The organism is Bradyrhizobium iriomotense, assembly GCF_030160715.1.
Classification (GTDB): domain Bacteria; phylum Pseudomonadota; class Alphaproteobacteria; order Rhizobiales; family Xanthobacteraceae; genus Bradyrhizobium; species Bradyrhizobium iriomotense.
Window position 1 is genome coordinate 204,428 of the sequence record NZ_BSOW01000003.1, and the last position, 23,030, is coordinate 227,457.

Annotated in this window: 20 protein-coding genes and 1 riboswitch; of the genes, 11 read left to right on the forward strand and 9 right to left on the reverse strand. The window is 65.3% G+C overall.

Features of this window, described 5'->3' with window-relative positions; translation table 11 throughout:
• Positions 1–136: 136 nt before the first annotated feature.
• Both QQL28_RS05455 and QQL28_RS05460 read right to left on the reverse strand, forming a co-directional pair.
• A complete protein-coding gene (locus QQL28_RS05455; protein WP_284261991.1) occupies positions 137–2,884 on the reverse strand; it encodes a hybrid sensor histidine kinase/response regulator in 2,748 nt (915 codons plus the stop codon).
• Positions 2,881–3,924, reverse strand: a complete 1,044-nt coding sequence (locus tag QQL28_RS05460; RefSeq protein WP_284261993.1) for an ABC transporter substrate-binding protein — start codon at positions 3,922–3,924, stop codon at positions 2,881–2,883. Before QQL28_RS05460 ends, QQL28_RS05455 begins: the two co-directional genes overlap by 4 nt.
• A 735-nt stretch (positions 3,925–4,659) precedes the next feature.
• Between QQL28_RS05460 and QQL28_RS05465 the strand changes: the two genes are divergently transcribed.
• Genes QQL28_RS05465 through QQL28_RS05475 form a run of 3 tightly spaced genes read left to right on the forward strand, consistent with a single transcriptional unit; the run spans position 4,660 to position 8,176 of the window.
• Positions 4,660–5,613, forward strand: a complete 954-nt coding sequence (locus QQL28_RS05465; protein ID WP_284261995.1) for a sugar-binding protein — start codon at positions 4,660–4,662, stop codon at positions 5,611–5,613.
• A gap of 25 nt (positions 5,614–5,638) precedes the next feature.
• Positions 5,639–7,141 carry a sugar ABC transporter ATP-binding protein gene (locus QQL28_RS05470; protein ID WP_284261997.1) on the forward strand — a complete coding sequence of 501 codons (1,503 nt, stop codon included), beginning with the start codon at positions 5,639–5,641 and terminating at the stop codon, positions 7,139–7,141.
• Between the two features lie 12 nt (positions 7,142–7,153).
• Positions 7,154–8,176 (forward strand): ABC transporter permease, encoded by a 1,023-nt coding sequence (locus QQL28_RS05475; RefSeq protein ID WP_284261999.1) that lies wholly within the window; start codon positions 7,154–7,156, stop codon positions 8,174–8,176.
• A gap of 13 nt (positions 8,177–8,189) precedes the next feature.
• Here the strand turns inward: QQL28_RS05475 and QQL28_RS05480 are convergent, their stop codons facing one another.
• Positions 8,190–9,848, reverse strand: coding sequence for a glycoside hydrolase family 3 protein (locus QQL28_RS05480; RefSeq protein WP_284262001.1), 1,659 nt, complete (start codon positions 9,846–9,848; stop codon positions 8,190–8,192).
• Positions 9,849–9,861: 13 nt separating this feature from the next.
• Positions 9,862–10,620, reverse strand: coding sequence for an SDR family NAD(P)-dependent oxidoreductase (locus QQL28_RS05485; protein ID WP_284262003.1), 759 nt, complete (start codon positions 10,618–10,620; stop codon positions 9,862–9,864).
• 182 nt (positions 10,621–10,802) lie between these two features.
• Here QQL28_RS05485 and QQL28_RS05490 point away from each other — a divergent pair, with 182 nt between their 5' ends.
• The 6 genes from QQL28_RS05490 to QQL28_RS05515 are packed head-to-tail and all read left to right on the forward strand — an operon-like array spanning position 10,803 to position 16,669.
• Entirely contained in the window at positions 10,803–12,062 is a 1,260-nt protein-coding gene (locus QQL28_RS05490) for an ABC transporter substrate-binding protein (RefSeq protein ID WP_284262005.1), read from the forward strand.
• A gap of 2 nt (positions 12,063–12,064) precedes the next feature.
• Positions 12,065–13,006: a carbohydrate ABC transporter permease gene (locus QQL28_RS05495; RefSeq protein WP_284262007.1), complete on the forward strand. Its 942-nt coding sequence runs from the start codon at positions 12,065–12,067 to the stop codon at positions 13,004–13,006.
• On the forward strand, positions 12,999–13,847 hold the full coding sequence (locus tag QQL28_RS05500; RefSeq protein ID WP_284262009.1) for a carbohydrate ABC transporter permease: 849 nt from the start codon (positions 12,999–13,001) through the stop codon (positions 13,845–13,847). Before QQL28_RS05495 ends, QQL28_RS05500 begins: the two co-directional genes overlap by 8 nt.
• A 22-nt stretch (positions 13,848–13,869) precedes the next feature.
• Positions 13,870–14,967: a Gfo/Idh/MocA family protein gene (locus tag QQL28_RS05505; protein WP_284262011.1), complete on the forward strand. Its 1,098-nt coding sequence runs from the start codon at positions 13,870–13,872 to the stop codon at positions 14,965–14,967.
• Between the two features lie 11 nt (positions 14,968–14,978).
• Positions 14,979–15,623 (forward strand): ThuA domain-containing protein, encoded by a 645-nt coding sequence (locus QQL28_RS05510; RefSeq protein ID WP_284262013.1) that lies wholly within the window; start codon positions 14,979–14,981, stop codon positions 15,621–15,623.
• Between the two features lie 23 nt (positions 15,624–15,646).
• Positions 15,647–16,669 (forward strand): LacI family DNA-binding transcriptional regulator, encoded by a 1,023-nt coding sequence (locus QQL28_RS05515; protein WP_284262015.1) that lies wholly within the window; start codon positions 15,647–15,649, stop codon positions 16,667–16,669.
• Positions 16,670–16,678: 9 nt separating this feature from the next.
• Here the strand turns inward: QQL28_RS05515 and bluB are convergent, their stop codons facing one another.
• From bluB to cobU, 3 genes are read right to left on the reverse strand one after another with little or no spacing between them, the layout of a single operon-like run.
• On the reverse strand, positions 16,679–17,311 hold the full coding sequence (gene bluB / locus QQL28_RS05520; protein WP_284262018.1) for a 5,6-dimethylbenzimidazole synthase: 633 nt from the start codon (positions 17,309–17,311) through the stop codon (positions 16,679–16,681).
• Complete coding sequence (locus QQL28_RS05525) at positions 17,311–18,090, reverse strand: adenosylcobinamide-GDP ribazoletransferase (protein ID WP_284262019.1); 780 nt, start codon at positions 18,088–18,090, stop codon at positions 17,311–17,313. Before QQL28_RS05525 ends, bluB begins: the two co-directional genes overlap by 1 nt.
• A 4-nt stretch (positions 18,091–18,094) precedes the next feature.
• On the reverse strand, positions 18,095–18,598 hold the full coding sequence (cobU, locus tag QQL28_RS05530) for a bifunctional adenosylcobinamide kinase/adenosylcobinamide-phosphate guanylyltransferase (RefSeq protein ID WP_284262021.1): 504 nt from the start codon (positions 18,596–18,598) through the stop codon (positions 18,095–18,097).
• Between the two features lie 125 nt (positions 18,599–18,723).
• Here cobU and cbiB point away from each other — a divergent pair, with 125 nt between their 5' ends.
• Both cbiB and cobD read left to right on the forward strand, forming a co-directional pair.
• A complete protein-coding gene (cbiB, locus tag QQL28_RS05535) occupies positions 18,724–19,665 on the forward strand; it encodes an adenosylcobinamide-phosphate synthase CbiB (protein WP_284262023.1) in 942 nt (313 codons plus the stop codon).
• A gap of 10 nt (positions 19,666–19,675) precedes the next feature.
• Positions 19,676–20,641: a threonine-phosphate decarboxylase CobD gene (cobD, locus tag QQL28_RS05540; protein WP_284262025.1), complete on the forward strand. Its 966-nt coding sequence runs from the start codon at positions 19,676–19,678 to the stop codon at positions 20,639–20,641.
• A gap of 3 nt (positions 20,642–20,644) precedes the next feature.
• On the opposite strand, the gene QQL28_RS05545 is transcribed toward cobD, so the two are convergent.
• On the reverse strand, positions 20,645–22,093 hold the full coding sequence (locus tag QQL28_RS05545) for a cobyric acid synthase (RefSeq protein ID WP_284262027.1): 1,449 nt from the start codon (positions 22,091–22,093) through the stop codon (positions 20,645–20,647).
• Between the two features lie 8 nt (positions 22,094–22,101).
• Complete coding sequence (gene cobO, locus QQL28_RS05550) at positions 22,102–22,737, reverse strand: cob(I)yrinic acid a,c-diamide adenosyltransferase (RefSeq protein WP_284262029.1); 636 nt, start codon at positions 22,735–22,737, stop codon at positions 22,102–22,104.
• Positions 22,738–22,777: 40 nt separating this feature from the next.
• Positions 22,778–22,995, forward strand: a riboswitch (cobalamin riboswitch).
• The last annotated feature ends 35 nt before the right edge of the window (positions 22,996–23,030 follow it).

Sequence of the window (23,030 nt, forward strand, 5' to 3'; positions counted from 1 at the left end):
CGGCTGTCGCGATGGTCCTGCGGCCGGCCTCGCTAGCAACAAGGCAGACGCAGATGACAGTAGTTATACGATCTTACCGTTTCCAATCGAATCGACGAGATTGCATAGCGCTCCCTATGTCAGGGCGCTTCCTCCCTTAGAAATCCTGCCCGCCCCGGTTGGCGGGCCTCTTTTTGGTCCGCCGGGACTCCGGCGCGGGCGCGTGCTTCTCTTCGGAGCGGATCAGGCCAGCCAGCGCATGCAGGGATGCCTGCCGGAGCGTGTCCAGCTCGCGCGCAGCGGTCCGGCACTCCGCGATCGACATCGATGCGGCCGCAAGCTCGATCGCGTTGCAGGCTTCGAACAGACCGACGAGGCCAAGCGCGCTGGCGGCGCTGCCGAGCCGGTGCGCGCATTTCGCAAGCTGCACGCGATCATCTGCGGCTGCGGCCTTTATCATGTCTGCAACAAGCGTTTCACTCGTCGCTTCGAGCAGCTCGCAGAGCTTGGCGATCTGCTGCGCGCCCAGCAGCTCCTTCTGATCGCTCAGGAAGCGCTCATCGATCAGCGTGCCTGCGGCCAGCCGGGCTGTCTCCGATCCCTCTTGCGGATCGTCTTCGAGCGCGTCGCGCAGGTCCTTGATCAGGATCGGCTTGCCGACGATCTTGCTGATCCCGGCACCGGCAAGGCGCTCGCGCGCGCTCCGCGAGACGTCCGCGGTCACCGCAATGATGCGCGGTGCCTGCTGCAATCGAAGCTGCCCGATGCGCGCCGCAGCCTCCACGCCGTCCATGTCGGGCATGTGCAGGTCCATCAGGATGACGTCGAACACAGCGTTGCGAGCCTGCTCGACCGCGGATGCGCCGTCGGTGGCAATCACGGCTTGGTGCCCGAGCCGGCTGAGCATGGCTTCGCCGATCTCGCAATTGACGGGATCGTCGTCGACGAGCAGCACGCGTAGCGCGCGCGACGGCGCGCGTGGAGCGCCTTGAGAGGCGACTTTCTCGGCAAGTCCCAGCGGAACTGCGAGGTGGAACACGCTTCCGGAGCCCGGCGTGCTCTCCATCGTCACGTCCCCGCCCATCAGTCGCGTCAGGCGGCGGGCGATCGCAAGTCCCAGTCCGGTGCCGCCGAAGCGTCGCGCAATGCTGTCGTCGGCCTGCACGAAATCCTCGAAGACCCGCTCGTGCATGTTGGACGCGATGCCTATGCCGGTATCGGCGACGGATACGCGGAGCAGCAGGGAATCCTGCTGCGGCTCGAGCGCGGCCTTGAGCGTGATGCTGCCCTTCGAGGTGAACTTGACGGCGTTGCCGATGAGATTGAGCAGCACGCGATTGAGCCGCACCGGATCGCCATGCACATGCGCATTGAGGCTCGCATCGCAGGAGAGGTCGAATGCAAGCCCCTTCGCCACCGCCTGCGGACGCATCAGGTCGGCGGCCGTCTGGATCAGCTGGTCGAGGCGGAAATCGCGGGTCTCCAGCGCTTCCGTGCTCGCTTCCAGCCGCGCATATTCCAGGATTGCATCGACCAATGCGATCAGGGTTTCACCGGATCCGGCCGCGGTCGCGAGGTGTCGCCGCTGCGCCTCGTTCAGGCTGCCGTCGTCGAGCAGCTGCAACACGCCCATGACGCCGTTGAGCGGTGTGCGCAGCTCATGGCTGACGACGGCCAGGAAGCGCGACTTGGTCTCGTTGGCCTGCACGGCGGCGCTGCGGGCGCGTTCGGCGGCATCATGCTCGGCGAGCGCATGATCGCGCGCCTTTTCGAGCTCGGCCGTACGTTCGGCAACCTTGCGCTCCAGCGTCGCGTAGGAGTCGCGCAAGTGCGCGGCCATCACGTTGAACTGGTCGCCGAGCGCCTCCAGCTCGTCATTGGTCTTGATGGCGAGCCGCAGGGAGAGATCGCCGCTGCCGATCCGCTTTGCGCCCTGCGTCAATACCTGGATGGGGACCGTCATGCGCCGGCTGAGCAGGAATGCCGCCAGAACTGCGCATGCGAGCATGGCGACCAGCAAGAATGTCGAGCGCCCGATGGAGGCGTAAATCGGCGCATAGGCTTCGCTGACCGGCAGTTCGACGAAGACGAGCCAGCCGAGCGGAGGGACCGTTGCGTAGGTCGAGAGCACGCGCCGCTGCGACAGGTCATCCCTGACGAGTCCTCCCGCGGCGGGCGGAACGCCGGCAAGCGCCGCCTGGACGTCGGGGCTCCCGGAGAGATCGGTGTGGCGCAGCGCAGGCCACAAGTCCGGATGCGCGATCAACTGTCCCTTGCGGTCGACGACATAGGCCTTGCCGGTGCTGCCGACCTTGATCCTCGCGACGAGGTCCCAGATGAAGCGCAGATTGACCTCGGCGACCATGACTTGCGGATCGTTTCCGCCGCCGAGGACGGCAAGCGTCATGAACGGCTCCGTATCGCCGAAGAAGTAGATCGGTCCGTAATAGATGCCGCTCGCCCTGGCACCGAGAAAGGCCGGCGAGGCCGCAAGATCGGCCTGGCTGCCGACCTTGTCGGCGAGGCGGCGCGACACGCGGACCTGCTCGCGTCCGCGAGCATCGAGCGATGCGATCTCGGCGATGGCGGGCGAGAGGCGCAGGAGGCGGATGGCGTTGAGCCGCTCGTCCTCCTGGGCCGACAGATCCGGCGGCAGGCGCGACAGCCATCTGAGCTGGCTTTCGATCTGACCGATGAACTGGCCGATTTGGATCGCCGCCGATGCCGCCTGTTCGCGCTGGGTCGCCGCAAGAAGCTGCTTCTGCTCGCGGTAGGAGAACCAGACCTCGAGCGAGGTGTTGACGGCGAGCGCCGCGAAGGCGAGCGCGACGAACGAGTAGAGATACTTGCGAAACAGCCGGCTCGGAGGCGCGCGCGAGGTGTCCTGGTCCGCCGGCTCGTTCACTCGCGGATCTCGTCGGCGCGCGCGAGCAACGTGGCCGGCAGTTTCAGCCCCAGGGCGTCGGCGGCCTTGCGGTTGATCAGAAGCTCGTATTTTCGCGGCGACTGCACCGGAAGGTCGCCGGCCCTGGTCCCGCGCAGGATGAGGTCGACATAGTCCGCCGAGCGCACCTCGAGGGCAGCGCCGTAGCTCATCAGCCCGCCGACGTCGATGAAATAATGGAAGGGATAGATGATCGGCACGCGGTGCTGCGCGGCGGCCGCGACGATGGCGCGCCGGTTGATGACGAGGAACGGGTCGACGAGCGCGATCATCGCGCCCGCCGGGGGACCGGCGTAGCCGCGGATGGCCTGGTCTATTCCGGTTGCGTCGTTGACCGGCACTGGCGAGACGCTCACGCCCATGGACGCGGCTTCGGATTCGATCGAGTCGAGAAAGAAGCGCCCGGCGCGGGGTGTGGTCGCCGGATTGAAGAGCACACCGACGCGCGAGATGGCGGGAGCTGCTTCGCGCAGCAGTTGAAGCCATTTGCCGCCCATTTCGGCGGTGCCGTTGGTGAAGCCGGTGACGTTGCCGCCGGGGCGCGCGAGACTCTCGACGAAGCCGTTGCCGACGGGATCGTTGGAGGTCGCGAACACGATCGGGATCGTCTTGGTGGCGGCCATCAGAGCCGCAGTCTCGTTCGTCGACGAGGTCAGGATCACGTCCGGCTTGAGTGCGAGGATTTCCCGGATCGCAGCTTCCTGCTGCGCAGGGCCGCCGAAGCTCGAACGGGTCTCATAGCGGACATTGACGCCTTCCACCCATCCCCGTTCGGTCATGCCCTGGATCAGTGCGCTCAGTCGCGAGGCCGCGCTCTCCGGTGCGCTCCGGTTGGTCAGCGGATCGCCGAGCGGCAGTCCAATCAGGGAGGCGACGACGCGCACCCGGTCCGGCGATGCGCCGAGCGCAAGCCATCCCGCGGCCGATGCGCCGACAAGGCGAATGAAATTGCGGCGGTCGACCGCCACCGGGGCGAGGGGACGCGCGGACTGCCCTGTCATGAAATGGGTTGCACGATGGCTTGTTCCAGCCGCTGTGAATAGCGCGAAAGCGTTGCGATCACAAATGAGGAAGGTCGGCGCCTGTGAATGTTCATTCGCAGTCTTGCGCCCGGCGCACGCGACCGAGCATTGTGGCGCAGAACTTTCTCCACGTCGTCATTGCGAGCGCAGCGAAGCAATCTAGAATCCCGCCGCGAAAAGATATCCGGATTGCTTCGCTGCGCTCGCAATGACGGTGCTGATGATCCGCCATGCTGAGTCTGACCGCGCACGTCGATGATGGCATCTTGCCAGTGATTTGCCCGACGTGTCAAACGATTTCGTAAAATCCGCAAGGCGTCGCGCCGGTCGTCATCGACTCCTTTGCATGGGGTTGTTTTCGATATTTTGGTTTGGTGGAGTAGCTGGGATGGAGCGCAGCGCAATCCGGGGTATCTCGCCACGGGCGGCGTTCGTCCCGGATTCCGCTGCGCTCCATCCGGGCTGCAGGACTGATTTGCCTCGCCCTATCGAAGCGAGCCGAGCCCTCGGTTGCACGCCCGGCGGGATTCTGGTACGTTTGAGGTGCGTGCCTCATTTTTCTTCCGGGTAGGCTAAAGCCGACGGCGCCGCGACCTCCGCTGATTTTGGAGCCGGGCTTCGTTGCTTGGGTTCGGGGAGAAACAGGACGGCTTGCGTAAATGACATGAAGAGTTGGCCGCGAACGACGGTCAACCGCTCAAAAGGGAGGGATGAATGCAGCGTCTCTTGGTTGCAGGTGTATCCGTTGTGTTCGCGGTCGCGCTGGGTCTCGGCTCGGCCAACGCGGCGGACAAGAAGGTTCTGGCCTTCGTCGTCAACGGCGCGTCCGACTTCTGGAAGATCGCCGAAGCCGGCGTGAAGAAGGCGCAGGGCGAACTGCCCAATTACGAGCTTCAGTTCAAATATCCAGAACAGGCCGCGGCCGCCGTGCAGCAGCGGGTGATGGACGACCTCGTCGCGGCGGGTGCCGCCGGCATCATGGTCAGCGCCGTCGATCCGAAGAACCAGACCGAACATCTCAACAAGATCGCCTCGCAGGCGCTGCTGTTCACCACCGACAGCGACGCGCCGGCCTCGAAGCGTGTCGGCTATATCGGCTCGTCGAACACCGATCTCGGCAAGGATGCCGGCAAGATGATGTTGAAGGCACTGCCGAACGGCGGCAAGTGCGTCGGTTTCGTCGGCCTTCCCGGAGCCGACAACGCCCGCGAGCGTATCGAGGGCGTCAAGGAGACGATCAAGGGCTCGAAGGTCGAGCTCGTGGATGTCCGCGGCGATGAGATCGACCAGACCCGGGCCAAGCGCAATGTCGAGGACATCCTCGCCGCTATGCCCGACGTGAGCTGCCTCGTCGGCTTCTATTCCTACAACACGCCGCGCATCTACGAGGTGCTGAAGGAGGCCGGCAAGCTCGGCAAGATCCAGATCATCGGCTTCGACGAGGATCCGATCACGCTCGGCGGCGTCAAGGAAGGCAGCATCGTCGGCACGGTCGTGCAGCAGCCGTTCGAGTGGGGCTATCAGGGCATGAAGCTGATGGCCAGCTATATCGGCGGCGACAAGTCGGGCATTCCGGCGAACGGCATCATCATCGTTCCCGGCAAGGTCATCGACAAGTCGAATGTCGACGACTTCATGGCCTCGATGAAAGCGATGCTCAAGAAATAGGGGGTGTCAGCGCTGCTCGCAGCCAATGCCTGAGCCGTTCCTCGAACTGGTCGACATCAGCAAGACCTATCCCGGCGTGGTCGCCCTCGACCACGTCGACCTCAAGGTCGCGCCGGGCGAGGTGATTGCGCTGATCGGCGAGAACGGCGCCGGCAAGTCGACCCTGATGCGCGTGCTCGGCGGCGTCGTCGAGCCGAGCGGCGGTCTCATCCGGGTCGACGGCGTCGAGCGGGGCTCGTTCACGGTGGGGGAGGCGATCCAGGCCGGCATCGCCTTCGTTCACCAGGAGCTCAACCTCTTCGACAATCTCGACGTCGCCGGCAACGTCTTCATCGGGCGCGAGCCGGTGCATGGCGGGCCGTTGCGGCTGATCGACCGCAAGGCGCTCTATGCCAAGGTGCGGCCCTTGCTGGAACGGCTGGGCGCCGATTTCGAACCCGACGCGCCGCTCGCCGAGTTGTCGCTCGCCCAGCACCAGCTCGTCGAGATCATGAAGGCGCTCTCGCTCGATGCGCGCCTCGTCATCATGGACGAGCCGACCTCGAGCCTGACCTTGACCGAGACGGACCGCTTGATGCGGGTCATCGCGGGCCTCAAGGCCGACGGCGTCAGCATCATCTTCATCACGCACCGCCTCAACGAGGTGATGCAATGCGCCGATCGCGCGGTGGTGCTGCGCGACGGGCGCATGGTCGGCGCGCTGACCCGCGCGGAGCTCTCGCCGGCGGCGATGATCCGCCTGATGATCGGGCGCGACCTCAGATCGCTGTACGTTCCGCCGGCAGCTGCTCCCGGTGAGGCCGTGCTCGACATCGTCGAAGCCGTCACCGACACCTATCCGGAGCGCGCCGTCAGCCTGTCGGTGCGCCGCGGCGAGATTTTGGGGCTTGCCGGCCTGGTCGGCTCGGGGCGCACGGAACTCGCGCGGGCCATTTTCGGCGTCGATCCCCTGCGTGGCGGCGCGATCAGGCTGGACGGCGCGCCGGTCCGTATTGCCAGCCCGCGCGCTGCGATCGAGCACGGCATTTACCTTGTCCCTGAGGATCGCAAGAGTTCCGGCCTCCTGCTCGACGTCTCGATCGCCGAAAACATCTCGCTGCCGGACTTGTCATCCTACTTGCGGCTCTGGCTCGTGAACACTGCGCGCGAGACCGAGAACGCCCGCCGCCAGCGCGAGCGCCTCAAGATCCGCACGCCTGACGTCGAAACCGCCGTCGGCTCACTGTCCGGCGGCAACCAGCAGAAGGTCGTGCTCGCCAAATGGCTGTCGATGCGGCCGAAGGTCCTGATCTTCGACGAGCCGACGCGCGGCATCGATGTCGGCGCCAAGCAGGAGATCTACGACATGCTGCGCCGTCTGACCGACGCCGGCGTCGCGGTCCTGATGATCTCCAGCGACATGGAGGAGGTGATCGGGGTGAGCGACCGCATCGCGGTGATGCACGAAGGTGCGATCTCGGGATTCCTTGATCGCAGCCAGTTCAGCGAGCACAATGTGCTGCAACTGGCGGTCGGCCACACAATCTAGGGCGAGGGGACCTTGAACAAGAAAGATCTAAGCCTCCTGGTCCTGATCCTCGTGGTCGGCGCGGTCGTCACCTTCATCAACCCGCGCTTCCTGCTGGTCGGAAATCTCTCCAACACCGCCAACCAGGTCGGGATGTTCGGCATCTTCTCGATCGCGGAAGCCTTCGTCATCATCATCGGCGGGATCGAGCTCTCGGTCGGATCGGTCATCGCGCTGCTCGGCGTGTTGTTCATCGATCTTATCGTCAATCACGACGTCAACTGGATGCTCGCCTTTGCCGCAATCATCGCCGGCGGGCTTGCGATCGGCCTCGTGCACGGCACGCTCGTCACCAGGATGCACATCCAGCCCTTCGTGGTGACGCTGTGCGGACTTCTGATCTATCGCGGCGCCGCGCGCTATTACACCGAGGATGCCACCGCCGGCTTCGGCTTCGGCGCGAGCTTTCCGACGCTGGAATGGCTGACCGCCGGGCGCACCAATGTGCTCGGCTTTCCACTGCCGCACAGCGTGGTCGCGCTCATCATCGTTGCCACGGTTGCCTGGGTGCTGCTGCACCGTTCCGTGTTCGGCCGCTATCTCTACGCCGTCGGCAAGAACGAGGAGGCGGCGCGCTATTCCGGCATCCGCTCCGATCGCGTCGTGATTTCCGCCTACATCATCTGCGGCGGGCTGACCGCGTTCGCCGCGATCCTGATCGCAATGTACACCCGCTCGATCTCGCCGGCGGTGCACGGCTCCTTCTACGAGCTCTACGCCATTGCCGCCGCCGTGCTCGGCGGCTGCTCCCTGCGCGGCGGCGAGGGCTCGATCATCGGCGTTGTGCTCGGCACCGTGCTGCTCCAGGTGCTGCAGAATCTCGTCAATCTCCTGGGCATTCCGAGCTCGCTGAATTTCGCCGTCATGGGTACGGTGATCCTGATCGGCGTGCTCGGCGACCAGTATCTGGTGCAGCGCCGCCGCGCGACGACCGCAAAGGCAAAACCGCAGGCCAACGTTGCAGCAGCGCCGCTGGAGCGCGCGAACGCGGAATGAGGCGCCTGTAGGCTTAGAACCTTGCGTCTTCCAGGCCGCAATACGGATCAACAGGGCTGTTCCGGTTCCACGAAGCCCGTCCCATCAGCAGGTCGACGACGGCGGCCTGCATGTCGTCGATCGTGCAATAGGCGTTGATGTAGACCGGGACGCGAGGCGCGTCATAGAGATAATAGGGATAGCCGAAGGAGATGATGGCCGTCGGAATGTCGTGCCAATAGCGACGCATGGCGCCGACGAAATCACCGCCGAGTCGCGCCCAGTCGAGGAACACGCGACCACGGGTGAGCAGAGTCTCCTCGCCAAGGAGATAGAGCACGAGATCGAAGCTGCCGGGATCGATGGCGGGTTGCTCGGCGCAAACCGTCACCTCGAAGCCCTCTGCCCTCAGCATGTCCGGCAGACTGAAGTCCTGCGGCGCGCCGTGAAGCGGGTTTATGATGCCTCCCGATATGACCAGCACGCGCCGGTGTCGTTGCGGATCGATGGGGAGGAGCCCCAACGTGTCCTTGACCAGGGTCGGCGCGCGCCTCAAGGCCGCATCAGCAATGGCCTTGTCGGAAGCCCGAGCCATCGCGCCACCGGCTGGCAGCGGCGCCCTGTCGTGGAGACCGATCGCTGCCTTCAGCGCCAGGACGCGCAGCACGGCCTCCTCGAAGCGCTCAGCCGGCAGGTTGCCGTTCTCGACGGCCGAATGCACCTCCGCGATGTCCTCCTCCGGTGCGCGCGAGAACAAGATCATGTCGCAGCCACCGGCAATGATCTGCGACTTCGCGGATCGCATTCGGCACCAGGACGTGAGGCCGGCCATTTCGCTGGCATCGGACACGATCAGGCCGTTGAACCCGAGCTCGCGGCGCAGCAGCTCGATATTGAGAAGGCTGCTGATTGACGCAGGGCGGAAAGCCTCGACGCCCGGATCCGATTTCCGGCTTCTGACGAACGCCGGCAAGGCGATGTGCGCCGACATGACGGAGAGCACGCCGGCTTCGATCGCAGCGCGATAGAGCTTGCCGAAGGTCGCGTCCCATTCCGCCATCGGGAGCGGATTGATCGTGGTCACCAGGTGCTGGTCGCGGTCGTCGTAACCCTCGCCGGGCCAATGCTTGGCGGTCGCGGCGATGCCGTGTCGTTGCAGAATGTCGATGTGTACGAGAGCATGGCGGCGGATCGTCTCGACGTCGGCACCAAAGCTTCGTGTGGCGACGATCGAGCTGCGGAACGCGCGATTGATGTCCAGCACCGGCGCGAACGACCAGTTCACGCCGATGGACGCGGCCTCCTCGGCGATGATGCGCGTGATTTCGGCGGTGACTTCGAGGTCGTCTATCGCCGCTAGCGCGAGCGGGTTGGGGACCTGCGTCCCGAAGGGCAGGCTCATGCGTGAGCCCTCGAGATCGGCGCTGACCAGCAGCGGCACCGTCGCCGACTTCTGCGCGACGGCTATTCGCGCGCGCTCGCCATCGCCATCCGGCCCGAAGTACCGCGTGATGCCGCCTGGCCGCAGCCGCTCGAGCCTCTCGATTTCGTCCGGATCGGTCCCGCGCGACAGAAAGTTGAAGAGCTGCCCGACCTTGTCTCGCAGGCTCAGCGCGCGATAGGTCGCCTCGACCCACGCCGTGGCGCGGGCGTCGAGATTGAAGGGGGCACGCGAGAGAAAGGACGTATCCATCGGTCGGCTCGCATCAGACCCAGCCGCCATCCACGACATAGTGCTGCGATGTGCAGGCTGAAGCCTCGTCGGAGGCAAGGAACAGCGTGACCTTCGCGATCTCGTCGGGCATCAGCTTGCGCTTGAGGCACTGGCGGCGCATCAGCTCCTCCACGCCTTCCGGCGTCAGCCATTTCGTGACCTGGCGCTCGGTCATGATCCAGCCGGGCGCGATCGCGTTGACGCGGATGTTGTAGGGGCCGTAGTCGCGCGCCAGCGAGCGGGTGAGGCCGATCACGCCGGACTTGCTGGCGGTGTAGGCGGCCATGCCGCCTTGTCCGGCCATCCAGGAGACCGAGCCGAAATTGATGATGGCACCGGCATTCGCCGCCTTCATGTCCGGCAGGACCGCCTGCGCCGCGAAGAACTGATGCTTCAGGTTCACGGCGATGCGGTCGTCCCAATATTCCGGCGTCACTTCCTCGGTCGGATGCCGTTCGTCATGCGCGGCGTTGTTGACGAGGACGCTGATCGGGCCGTGCGCCTTGTGGGCCTCCGCGACGCCGGTGCGCAAGGCCGCGATATCGGTGAGGTCGACATGCCGGAAATGTGCCGCGAGGCCCTGGCCAGACAGCTCGCGCGCCAGCCGGGTGCCGTCCTCCGCCTTGATATCGAAGAACACGACGACGGATTTCTGCTGCGCAAAGCGCCGCACGATCGCTTCGCCGATGCCGGACGCGCCGCCCGTGACGAGAACGACCTTGCCTGCAAGATCCGGATAAATGGCGGCCATGATGTCCTCCCGGCACTGGTGTCCGGGTAACGCTCACCCGGCAAAAACGACTCGTCCGGGACCTTAGCCATACGCTTGGTGAGGTGCATAGATCAGAATTTTAGTTGCGTACCTCAAAAAATGAGGGCAGCATTGCGACAACGACATAAGCAAGACGAGAACGATAGTCGGGAGGAATGGTGATGAGGCTGCTCAGCAGGCTGGGACTCGCTCTTGCCGCATGGCTGTTCGCGCAAGGCGCGGCAATGGCCGACACCACCGTGAAATGGCTGCACATCGAGGCCAATCCCGCGCAGGTCAAGATCTGGGAACAGGTGGCGCGGGCCTATGAGGCGTCGCATCCCGGCGTCAAGATCGAGATGCAGTTCCTCGAGAATGAGGCCTACAAGGCGAAGCTTCCGACCATCCTCCAGTCCAAGGATCGGCCCAACATCATCTATAGCTGGGCGGGCGGCGTATTGAAGGCGCAGATCGAGGCTGATGTCCTCGACGACATTACTGACCAGGTGAAGGGTTATTCCGACACGCTGACGCCGGCGGCGCTTGCCGCCTTCAGCAGGGATGGCCGCGTCTACGGCTTGCCGACGGCGCTGTCGCAGGTCGGCTTCCTCTACAACAAGGAATTGATGGCGAAGGCCAACGTCGATCCCGCCTCCATCAAGACCTGGGACGATCTGCTCGCGGCGGTGAAGACGCTGAAAGCCGCGGGCGTGACGCCGATCGTCGTCGGCGGCGCCGACAAATGGCCGCTGCATTTCTACTGGACCCACCTTGCGGTACGGATCGGCGGCAAGCCGGCCTTCGATACAGCGCTGCGCGGCGAGAACGGCGGCTTTGCCGGCGAGACGTTCCAGAAATCCGGCGAGCTGTTCAAGCAGCTCGTGGACCTCCAGCCGTTCCAGAACGGCTTCCTCGGCTTCAAGAATCCGCAAGCCGTGGGCTATTTCGGCGACGGCAAGGCGGCGATGACGCTTGCCATCAGCACCGTCTATCACCTCCAGCGCGCGCTTGCCGCCGACAAGGTGGGCCTCGGCGAGGACAAGATCGGCTGGTTCGATTTCCCGGTGGTGCCGGGTGGCAAGGGCGCGCCATCAGATACGCTCGGCGGCATCACGGGCTGGCTCGTCACCAAGGGCTCGCCGAAGGAGGCTGTCGACTTCCTCAAATTCTTCGTCTCCAAGGACGTGCAGACGCGCCTTGCGGGGGGCAATTACATCATTCCCGTGGTGAAGGGCGCCGAGGCCGGGCTCAACAACGCATTCATGAAACGCATCGCGGAAAATCTCGCGAAATCGAACTATCACCAGAACTTCTATGACCAGAGCCTCGGTCCCTCCGTCGGTCGCGTCGTCAACGACGTCACGGCGGAGATTGCCGGCGGCAGCATGAGCCCGCAGGACGCGGCCAAAGCGATCGAAGCGGCCTGGAAGCAGGGCAACTGAGCGTGGCGCGACGGATCGCGACATCGCCCGCCATGGGCGCGGTCGAGCCCGCAATCGCGCCAATCGCGGTGCGCGGCCCGAGCTGGGACGGCCGGCTCACCGTGCTCGTGCTGTTTCTTCCGCCGGCGCTGCTGCTGTTCACCCTGTTCGTCGTGGTGCCTATCGGGGAAGCCGCCTGGTATTCCGCCTTCAGCTGGAACGGTTTTGGCCGGCCGACCAACTGGATCGGGCTCGACAATTATCGCTTCGTGCTCCAGACGCGCGCCTTCTGGCTCGCGCTGCGCAACAACGGCCTGATCATCGCGGTTTCGCTGCTCGTCCAGTTGCCGCTGGCGCTGACGCTCGCCCTCATGCTCGCCGAGCGCTTCCGCGGCGCGGTCGCGCTGCGCATGCTGTTTTTCATGCCTTACATCCTCGCCGAGATCGCGACCGGGCTGATCTTCTCGTTCGTCTATGACGGCGACTACGGCCTCGTCGCCTCGATCTGGCGCGCCTTCGGCCGCGAAGCCCCGCATCTGCTCGCCTCGACCGACACCGCGATGCTGGCGGTGCTGATCGTGATCGTCTGGAAGTACTTTGGCTTCCACATGATGCTGTTCATCGCCGCATTGCAGAGCCTCGACAAGAGCCTGATCGAGGCGGCCCGCATCGACGGCGCAACGCGGTCGCAGACGCTGCGCCACGTCGTGATACCGCTGCTTTATCCCACCATCCGCCTCTCAGTGTTCTTCGCCATCATAGGTTCCTTGCAGCTGTTCGACCTGGTGATGCCGTTGACGCGCGGGGGGCCGGCGGATTCCTCGAATACGATGGTGAGCTTCCTCTACAACAACGGCATCTCGCGCATGCGGGTCGGCTATGGCAGCGCGATCGGCGTCATCCTGTTCATGACCTGTGTCACCTTCGCCTTCACCTACAAGCGGTGGTTCATGCGTGATGAGTAACGTCGAGATCACCCGCGCGCCATTCGATCCCGCTGTGCTGTACAAGGCGCTGTTCCTTGGCCTGGTCGCGATCTTCGTCGCGGTGCCGTTGCTTGCGACCGTGCTCGGCGGCTTCAAGACGCTCGGCGAATTGCGCGTCAATCCGTTCGGTCTGCCGCGGCACTGGGAATGGCAGAACTACGCCGACATCCTGTTCTCGCAGCGCTATTGGCAGCTTCTGCGCAATTCACTCATCATCTCGACGCTGACGGTGACACTGACCCTGATCGTCGCGTCGATGGCGGCATTCACCTTCGCCCATGTCCGGTTCTTCGGCAGCTCGATGCTGCTGAGCTATTTGACGCTGGGACTGTTGTTTCCGGCCGCAACCGCCGTGCTGCCGCTGTTCATCAAGGTGCGCGATCTCGGGCTGCTTGATACCTATCTCGGCGTCGTGCTGCCGCAGGTGGCCTTCAGCCTCGCCATGAGCATCCTGCTGCTTAGGCGCTTCTTCAAGGACATCCCCTACGAGCTGCTCGAGGCCGCGCTGGTCGATGGTTGCAGCTACATCAAATTCTTCCGCTACGTGACGCTGCCGCTGTCGCGGCCGATCCTGGCCACCGTCGGCACCATCACCTTCGTCAATAGCTGGAATGCCTATCTGTTGCCGCTGGTGATGCTGAACACCGATGCGTTGTATCCATGGCCGCTCGGCATCATGGTTTACCAGGGCGAATATTCGTCGGAATGGCACCTGATCCTCGCTTTCATCACTTTGACGATCCTGCCGACGATCATCCTCTTTCTCTTGGCGCAGAAGCACATCGTCGCCGGTCTCACCGCAGGCGCAGTCAAGGGATGAACGACACCTCACGGAGACAAGAATGAGAAAAGTCGGTATCGGCGTCATCGGTTGCGGCAATATCAGCACCGCCTATCTCAAGGCGGCGCAGCGCTTCCCGGTTCTCGACGTTCGTGCGCTCGCCGACATGCGCAGCGATGCGGCGGAAAAACGGGGGGCCGAGTTCGGCCTGCCCGGGATGCGCGTCGACCAGCTGCTCAAGCGCGACGATATCGAGATCGTGATCAATCTCACAGTGCCGCTCGCCCACACCGACGTCAGCCTCGCGGTGCTGAACGCGGGCAAGCACGTTCATTCCGAGAAGCCGCTTGGCGTCAACGTCGCGGAGGCGCGGAAGGTGATGGATCTCGCCGCGCAAAAGAACCTTCGGGTCGGCTGCGCGCCGGACACCTTTCTCGGTGGCGGCCACCAGACGGCACGCAAGCTGATCGACGACGGCGCAATCGGCATTCCCGTTGCTGGCAGCGCGTTCTTCATGTGCCCGGGCCACGAACGCTGGCATCCGGCACCCGGCTTCTATTATCTGCGCGGCGGCGGGCCGATGCTGGACATGGGGCCATACTATATCACCGACCTCGTGCAGCTCCTCGGCCCCGTCGCGAGCGTGATGGGGTCGACCGCGCGGCCGAAATCCGAGCGTCTCGTGACGAGCCAGCCGATGAACGGCCAGATGATCCCGGTCGAGGTCGCAACCCATGTGGCCGGCACGCTGGAATTCGAAAGCGGGGCGGTGGTCTCGATCGCCATGAGCTTTGACGTGCCGAAGCACCGGCATGCGCCAATCGAGATCTATGGCGACAAGGGCAGCATGCTGGTGCCCGATCCCAACCGCTTCGGCGGCGACGTGCAGGTGGCGAAGACCGGCGGCGAGTGGGAGACCGTGCCGCTGACCCACGGCCATGTCGAAGGCGAATTCCGCTCGATCGGCGTCGCCGATATGGCGACCGCCATCGTCACCAACCGGCCGCACCGCGCCAGCGGCGCGCTCGCCTTCCATGTGCTGGAGGTGATGGAAGCGTTCCAGACCTCCGCCGACGAGGGGCGTCGCGTCAAAATCGAGAGCCGCGTCGAGCGGCCGGCGATGTTGCCGGCCGCGCGCGAGACCGGACAGATCGACTGAGGATCATGACAATGCGCAAGGCAATGATCGTATGGGGTGGCTGGCCGGGACACGATCCTGATCTCTGCGCCTCGATGATAAGAGGTTGGCTGAAGCAGGAAGGCTTCGAGGTCCGCGTCGAGACCACGACGGCGGCGTTCGCCGATCCCGCGATCCATGATCTCTCGCTGATCATTCCGATCTACACCATGTCGAAGATCGAGAAGCCGGAGGCGCTCAATCTCTGTGCGGCCGTGCGCGGCGGCGTCGGGCTCGCGGGCCATCATGGCGGCATGTGTGACGCCTTCCGGGAGTCGGTCGACTATCAATTCCTCTGCGGCGGCCAGTGGGTTGCCCATCCCGGCAACATCATCGACTACAGGGTCGACTTGACGAAGCCGGATGACCCCATCATGAAGGGCCTGAAGAGCTTCGAGCATCGATCCGAGCAGTATTACATGCATGTCGACCCTGCCAACGAGGTGCTGGCCACGACGACGTTTTCCGGCGAGCACGCGCCCTGGATCGAGGGCGTGGTGATGCCGGTGGTCTGGAAGAAGCGCTACGGCGAGGGCAGGGTGTTCTATTCCTCGCTCGGCCACCGCGCCTATGAGCTCGACGTGCCCGAGATCAGGACCATGATGATCCGCGGCATGTTGTGGGCCGCGCGCGGATGACCAGCGGCGAGATACATCCGGCCATGCGTGCGACGTTGGAAGACGTCGCGCGCATGGCCGGAGTGTCGCTCGCAACGGTCGATCGCGTCGTCAACCGTCGCGAAGGGGTGCGTGCTAAAACGGTGGCGCGCGTGGAGGCGGCGGTGGCAAAGCTCGGTTACCGCGCCGACGTCGCCGCCGCGCGGCTCGCCCGCGGCCAGACGTTTCGCTTCGCTTTCGTGCTGCCGACCGGCAGCAACAGTTTCATGACCAATTTGAGCGAGCAGGTGCGGCGCACCGCGGAGTGGCTCGCCAGCCAGCGCGGCTTCATCGATATCCTGCACGTCGACGTGTTCGATCCGGACGTTCTGGCCCGCACCTTGGAGGAGCTGTCGCCGGCCTATCACGGTATCGCCGTCATCGCGCTCGATCATCCGCGCGTGCGCGCCGCGATCGACGATCTCGCGGCCCGCGGCGTCGCCGTCGTCACCCTGGTCTCGGACGCGCCGAGCGCGCGTCGCCTGCATTATGTCGGCATCGACAATCCGGCTGCAGGTCGCACGGCCGCAACCCTGATGGGACGTTTCCTCTGGGGCCGCCAAGGCAGCGTCGCGGTCGTTGCCGGCTCGCTGTCGCTGCGCGATCACACTGAGAGACAATTCGGCTTCCACCAGATTCTGACGAGCGAATATCCGGATCTGGTCGTGCTGCCGGTGCTGGAGGGGCGCGACGACAGCGAGCGCACGCGCGTGCTGACGGCGGAGCTGTTGTCACGACGGTCCGATCTGCTCGGCATCTATTCCTGCGGCGCGGGCAATCGCGGCATCGCCGAAGCGCTGGAAGCCTCCGGGCGTGCGCGCGACGTTGTTTGGATCGCCCACGAGCTCACGCAGCACACGCAACGCTTCTTGGTGCGCGGCACCATCGATGCGATCATCAACCAGGATCCCGGCCACGAGGCGCGCTCCGCCGCGCGCGTCCTGCTCGCGCATTGCTCGGGCGAGCCGATCAGCGCTGATCAGGAGCGCATCCGCATCGACATCTTCTTGCGCGACAATCTGCCGTAGCCGAGCAATTCAGCGGCGGATCGTGACATCCTTTGACGGCCGCCGGCGTTCCCAGTCGGCCTGCTCGAGCTCGGGACGATCGAGCTCGGCCTCGGGATAGCCGATGCAGAGATAGCCGATGAATTTCCAGGTCTCCGGCACATCGAGGATCTCGCGGACGCGGAGCGGGTTGAGGATCGATACCCAGCCGATGCCGATGCCGTCCGCGCGCGCGGCGAGCCAGGCCGAGACGATCGCCGCGACGACCGAATAGTCGAGAGTCTCCGGCATCGTCGCGCGGCCGAGGCCGTACCCGGTCTCGCAGGCCTTTTCCGCGAACACCGCCAGATGCCCGGGCGCCTCTTCGAGGCCGGCCAGCTTGAGCGTGGCATAGCGCGCGGCGCGCTCGCCGGAATAGGCTTTGAGCGCATCGGCATTGCAGAGCTTGAAGTCGTCGATCACGGCGCGCCGACGCGCCTCGTCCTCGACAATCACGAAGCGCCAGGGCTGGCTCAGCCCGACCGATGGCGATAGGCATGCGATGTCGATCAGCCGCTCCAGCGTACCCTCGGGCAACGGCTCGGTGCGAAAGCGCCGCACGTCGCGGCGCCAGACGAAGAGCTCGCGCAATTGCCGGCGGAAATCGTTGTCAAAGGACACCATTACGGGCTCGTATGAAAGAGCGAGGCGGCCATCAACAGGATGGCGGTCTCGGCGACTTGCTCGTAGGCCCCAAGGATATCACCGGTCTGTCCGCCGAGCTGCCTGATCGCGAGCCAGGTCGTCAGCAGTCCGATGAAGGCGAGTAGGATCACGGCAAGGATTGCCTTGCCCGGCCCAAAGCCGATCGCGAGCGCGAGGGCACCAAGGCCGAGCGCAATGGCGGCGTTCGCTCCTGCCGGACGGCCGGCGCCGGCGGACAATCCGTCCGTTCGCGCCGGCGGCACCAGCGCCATGAACAGCGGCAGCCCTGCGCGCGCCGCGACATGCGCAAGCAGAAGCGCGATCAGGACCGAGCGCGGCGCGGCGATGGCCGCGACCGCGCTCCAGCGCAGCGTCAGCGAGATGATCAGCGCGCACACGCCAAAACTGCCGATCCGGCTGTCGCGCATGATCTCGAGTTTTCGCGCGCGCGTGCCGCCGCCGAGGCCGTCGGCGGCGTCGGCGAGGCCGTCCTCGTGCAGTGCGCCGGTGACGATGATCGTGCTTGCAAGCGCCAGCAGCGCGGCGGGACCTGGTGTCACGCCGAGAACGAAAGCGAGAGCATAGACGGCAGCACCGAGGAGACCGACCAGCAGGCCGGCGACGGGTAGCGTCCAACCCGCGCGCGCGATGTCGCCATCGCCGACCGGCGTCGACGGGCCGAGTGGAAGTATCGTGGCAAGCGACAGACCGATGCGCAGATCTGTGACGATGGCGGTGAGTTGCGTGCGGCTGGTCATGGGCTCACTTGACCTTCATCGGCAGACCCGCGACCACGAACTCGACCTCGTCGGCGACTTCGGCGATGACCTGGTTCAAGAGGCCGGCGGCATCGCGAAAACTGCGTGCCAGCGCATTGTCCGGCACGATGCCGAGGCCAACCTCGTTGGTCACGAGGATCACCGGGCTGCGTTGCCTGCGAAGTGCAGCAGCGAGCAGCGCCGCCTCGCCCGACCAATCGCGTTCGGCATGGAGCAGGTTGGAGAGCCACAGCGTCAGGCAGTCGACCAGCCGCGCGCCGCTGCCGTCGGTCGCATCGAGCGCCGCCACGAGATCGAGCGGCGTTTCGCGCTCGATCCAGTCGTCGCCGCGGCGGGCGCGATGGCGCGCGATCCGCTCCGCCATCTCCGCATCGAGCGCCTCCGCGGTCGCGATGTAGACGGGCCGGCCGGGAAAGCTGCGGGCGCGCGCCTCGGCGCGCTGGCTCTTCCCGGATCTCGCCCCTCCCGTGATCAGGACAACCGCCATGAAACCTCCGTTCTGACCCGCACTAACCACCAATCGGGCGCAAAGACAAAGCCGAAATCGGTGGGCAGGGGCTTGCGCTGCGCCCCAATTCTTGCGCATCAGGGCGGGCGACAAGGAGATGTGACGTGGGCTTTGCCGGCGCGATGGCGGTAGCGATGACGGTGGACGCCATCTGGGGATGGCCCGGCGTACTGTTCACGCGCATCGGCCATCCCGTGACCTGGATCGGCAGGCTAATCGCTCTACTCGATCGCAACTGGAACAGACCGGCGGATGCGCCCGCAACGCGGCGCATCGCCGGCGCTGCCGCCGCGCTGCTCGTGATCGCGCTGTGCGCCGGCATCGGCGGGTTGGTGCAGAGCTGGCTCGTTCCCGGATGGAGCCGCGCCGTCCTGCTCGGGATTTTTGCCTGGCCGCTGGTCGCGCTGCGCTCGCTCCACGACCACGTCGCCGCCGTCGCGCAACCCTTGCAGTCGGGCGACATCGACGCGGCGCGGCTTGCGGTCGCGCAGATCGTCGGCCGCGATCCCACGTCCCTCAATGAGGCCGGGATTTCGCGCGCGACGCTCGAGAGCCTTGCGGAGAATGCATCCGACGGCATCGTGGCGCCGGTGTTCTGGGGCGCGCTGCTCGGCCTGCCCGGTATTTTCGGCTACAAGGCGATCAACACGCTGGATTCCATGATCGGCCATCGCTCCGAGCGCCATCTCTGGTTCGGCTGGGCGGCCGCGCGCATCGACGACGTCGCCAATTTCATCCCGGCGCGGTTGACGGGCCTGTTGTTCGCGCTGGTGACAGCGCACCCATCAGTTGCCTTGTCCTGCATGTTGCGCGATGCGAACCGCCATCGCTCGCCCAATGCCGGCTGGCCGGAAGCGGCAATGGCCGGTGCGCTCGGCGTGCGCCTGAGCGGCCCGCGCAGCTATCATGGCGCCGTGACCGATGAGCCCTGGCTGAACGAGGGTGCGCGCGATCCGCTCGCCGCCGATATCGGCCGGGGATTGCGGCTCTATATTCGCGCAATGCTGCTGCTTGGCGGCTTGCTCGCGGCATTAGCGTTGATCTGACGAGGCGGCGATGCGCGAGCATGGTGGCAATCTCGACTCTGCGATGCAGCGGTTCGGCGGGCGCATCGAGGACTGGATCGATCTGTCGACCGGCATCAACCGGCAGCCTTATCCAGTGGGCGAGATCGAACCGCACGCCTTTCGGGTGCTGCCGGCGCGGTCCGAGATTGAATCGCTGCACGAGGCCGCACGGCAGGCCTATAAGACGCAAGCACCGCTGCTCGCCATGGCCGGCGCGCAGGCGGCGATCCAGTGTTTGCCGAGTTTTTCGCACAAGGGACGGGCGCGCATTCTCGCGCCGACCTACAACGAATATGCCGGGGTGCTTTCGTCCGCCGGCTGGGACGTTGCCGAGGTCTCCAGTCTCGATGCGCTCGCGGGCGCTGACCTCGCCATCGTCATCAATCCCAATAATCCCGACGGTCGGCGCCATGACAAGGCCAATCTGCTTGCACTCTTGCCGCGCGTCGGCCGCCTCGTGATCGACGAGAGTTTTGCCGATGCGCTGCCCGAACTCTCGCTCGCCGCCGAGGCGGGGCGAGGCGGTCTCCTGATCCTGCGCTCGTTCGGCAAGTTTTATGGGCTGGCCGGCTTGCGGCTCGGCTTCGTGCTCGGCGCGGAAGCGGACATTGCAACGCTCTCGGCGATGGCAGGGCCGTGGCCGGTTTCGGGGGCTGCGATAGCGATCGGCCGGCGCGCGCTGCTCGATCGCGAATGGGCCGGCGCAACGACGGCGCGGCTCGGCCACGACTGTGTACGGCTCGACGCCGCGGCGACGGCGCAAGGATGGCGGCTGGTCGGCGGCACGCCGCTGTTCCGGCTCTACGATGTCGGTGATGCGCTTGCTGCACAGGACAAGCTCGCGCGCGGCCGGATCTGGTCGCGCGTCTTCACCCAGCAGCCGGGATGGTTGCGTCTGGGACTGCCGGGCGATGAGACGGAATGGTCGCGCCTTGCATCGGCGCTCGCCCGCTGACGCTCAGCGCGCCAGGGCGAGCAGGCCTTCGACATCAAGATGCATCTCGATGTGATCAGCGAGTGCGTCGAGCGCGCTCTCGACCCTGGCGCCGTATGGCTGGTCTGTCGCGGGAATGTCGAGCTTCGCGAGGAACGCCTTGCGAAAGCCGTCCGACGTGAACAGGCCGTGCAGGTAGCTGCCATGCACGCGGCCGTCGCTGGAGATCGCGCCTTCCGGTGCGCCGTCGAGCATCGCGAAGGGACGCGCGCGATCCGGCCCATCGGTACAGCCGATGTGGATTTCATAGGCGTCGATCGGCTCGTTCGTTCCCGCATGGCGCGCCGTAACGCGGGTGAGCGTCTTCTGCGGCGTCATCACTGTCGTCACATCCAGCAGGCCGAGACCGGCTGTTTCGCCGGCCGGGCCCTCGATGCCCTCGGGATCAGCCACGCTACGCCCGAGCATTTGGTAGCCGCCGCAGACGCCGAGCACATGACCCCCACGGCGGTGATGCGCGAGGAGATCGATGTCCCAGCCCTGCGCGCGCAAGAAGGCGAGGTCGCCGCGCGTCGATTTCGAGCCGGGGATGATGACGAGCTGTGCGTCGCCGGGGATTGCTTCGCCGGGGCGCACCATCACCAGATCGACGCCTGGCTCGAGCTTGAGCGGGTCGAGATCGTCGAAATTGGCAATCCGCGACAGCGCCAGAAACGCGATCTTGCATCGGCCGGGCTTTCGCGCCTCGCCCAGTCCCAGTGCGTCCTCGGCCGGCAATTCGCCGGCGCGGGTAAACCAGGGCAGCACGCCAAAACCGCGCCAGGATGTCTTGTCCTGGATCAGCCGGTAGCCATCATCGAACAGCGTGGGATCGCCGCGGAACTTGTTGATGACAAAACCCTGGATCATCGCCGCATCGTCAGGATCGATCACGGTCTTGATGCCGACGAGCTGCGCGATGACGCCGCCGCGGTCGATGTCGCCGATCAGCACGACGGGAACGTCGGCTTTGCGGGCAAAGCCCATATTGGCGATGTCGGCCTTGCGCAAATTGACTTCGGCCGGGCTGCCGGCGCCTTCGACCAGAACGAGATCGGCGCGCGCCTTCAGCCGTTCGAAACTCTCGAGCACCGCGCCCATCAGCGATGGCTTCATCGCCGCGTAGTCGCGGGCGCGTGCCGTCGCGATGCGCTTGCCCTGCACGATGACTTGCGCGCCGACGTCGGTCTCGGGCTTGAGCAGAACAGGATTCATGTCGGTGTGCGGCTCGACGCCGGCGGCGAGCGCCTGGAGCGCCTGCGCGCGGCCGATCTCGCCGCCATCGACGGTCACCGCCGCATTGTTCGACATGTTCTGCGGCTTGAAGGGGAGCACGCGCAGGCCCCGGCGCTTTGCAGCGCGCGCAAGGCCCGCAACGACGAGCGACTTGCCCACGTCCGAGCCCGCTCCCTGGATCATCAATGCGCGCGCCATCCGAAGTCTCAGAACTCGACGCCGGCTTGCGCCTTGATGCCGGAGCGGAACGGATGTTTCACCAGCGTCATCTCGGTGACGAGGTCGGCGATCTCGATCAGCTCGTCCTTGGCGTTGCGGCCGGTGAGGACGACATGCGTCAGCGGCGGCTTTTGCGTCTGCAGGAAGTCGACGACCTCGGCGATATCGAGATAGTCGTAGCGCAGCGCGATGTTGATCTCATCGAGCACGACCATGCGCAGGCGTTCATCCGATATCAGCTCCTTGGCTTTCTCCCAGCCGGCGCGCGCGGCGGCGATGTCGCGAGCACGATCCTGCGTCTCCCAGGTAAAGCCTTCGCCCATGGCGTGGAACTGGCAGAGATCGCCAAAGTGCCCCGTGAGCAGGCGGCGCTCGCCGGTATCCCAGGCGCCCTTGATGAACTGGACCACCGCGCAGGGCAGGCCATGCGCGACACAGCGGACGATCATGCCGAAGGCGGAGGAGGATTTGCCCTTGCCCGCGCCGGTATGGACGATGATCAGTCCCTTTTCGCCGCTCTTGGTCGCCATGATCTTGTCGCGGGCAACCTTCTTCTTCGCCATTTTCGCGGCGTGCCGGGCGTCGGTTTCCTCCACCGCTGGGGTATCCGGTTCAGGCGTCATCTGACGTGGTCCTTCGGCTTGACAAGTGGCGGCCATGGGCAAATGGTGGGCCAACGTTGGTTCCTGTCCTACGACAGGCGAAGAGGGAATGCGATAGGGCTCGAATCGGCAAGATTCGTGTTCGAAAAGCAGCCGCCCCCGCGACCGTGACCGGAGAGATGCCCGAAGCCACTGATCCCATGGGATCGGGAAGGCGGGGATCGAAGGGAAAAACCCTGCTCCGCAAGCCGGGAGACCTGCCAGCGCGAATGTTTTGGACCGGCGGACGGGGTGTTCCGCGACGGGGAAACGGA

Coding starts and splice junctions, on each gene's coding strand:
- QQL28_RS05460 (WP_284261993.1), bottom strand. CDS start 3,924: ATGACAGGGCAGTCCGCGCGTCCCCTCGCCCCGGTGGCGGTCGACCGC.
- QQL28_RS05465 (WP_284261995.1), top strand. CDS start 4,660: ATGCAGCGTCTCTTGGTTGCAGGTGTATCCGTTGTGTTCGCGGTCGCG.
- QQL28_RS05470 (WP_284261997.1), top strand. CDS start 5,639: ATGCCTGAGCCGTTCCTCGAACTGGTCGACATCAGCAAGACCTATCCC.
- QQL28_RS05480 (WP_284262001.1), bottom strand. CDS start 9,848: ATGGATACGTCCTTTCTCTCGCGTGCCCCCTTCAATCTCGACGCCCGC.
- QQL28_RS05485 (WP_284262003.1), bottom strand. CDS start 10,620: ATGGCCGCCATTTATCCGGATCTTGCAGGCAAGGTCGTTCTCGTCACG.
- QQL28_RS05490 (WP_284262005.1), top strand. CDS start 10,803: ATGAGGCTGCTCAGCAGGCTGGGACTCGCTCTTGCCGCATGGCTGTTC.
- QQL28_RS05500 (WP_284262009.1), top strand. CDS start 12,999: ATGAGTAACGTCGAGATCACCCGCGCGCCATTCGATCCCGCTGTGCTG.
- QQL28_RS05505 (WP_284262011.1), top strand. CDS start 13,870: ATGAGAAAAGTCGGTATCGGCGTCATCGGTTGCGGCAATATCAGCACC.
- QQL28_RS05510 (WP_284262013.1), top strand. CDS start 14,979: ATGCGCAAGGCAATGATCGTATGGGGTGGCTGGCCGGGACACGATCCT.
- QQL28_RS05515 (WP_284262015.1), top strand. CDS start 15,647: ATGCGTGCGACGTTGGAAGACGTCGCGCGCATGGCCGGAGTGTCGCTC.
- bluB (WP_284262018.1), bottom strand. CDS start 17,311: ATGGTGTCCTTTGACAACGATTTCCGCCGGCAATTGCGCGAGCTCTTC.
- QQL28_RS05525 (WP_284262019.1), bottom strand. CDS start 18,090: ATGACCAGCCGCACGCAACTCACCGCCATCGTCACAGATCTGCGCATC.
- cobU (WP_284262021.1), bottom strand. CDS start 18,598: ATGGCGGTTGTCCTGATCACGGGAGGGGCGAGATCCGGGAAGAGCCAG.
- cobD (WP_284262025.1), top strand. CDS start 19,676: ATGCGCGAGCATGGTGGCAATCTCGACTCTGCGATGCAGCGGTTCGGC.
- QQL28_RS05545 (WP_284262027.1), bottom strand. CDS start 22,093: ATGGCGCGCGCATTGATGATCCAGGGAGCGGGCTCGGACGTGGGCAAG.
- cobO (WP_284262029.1), bottom strand. CDS start 22,737: ATGACGCCTGAACCGGATACCCCAGCGGTGGAGGAAACCGACGCCCGG.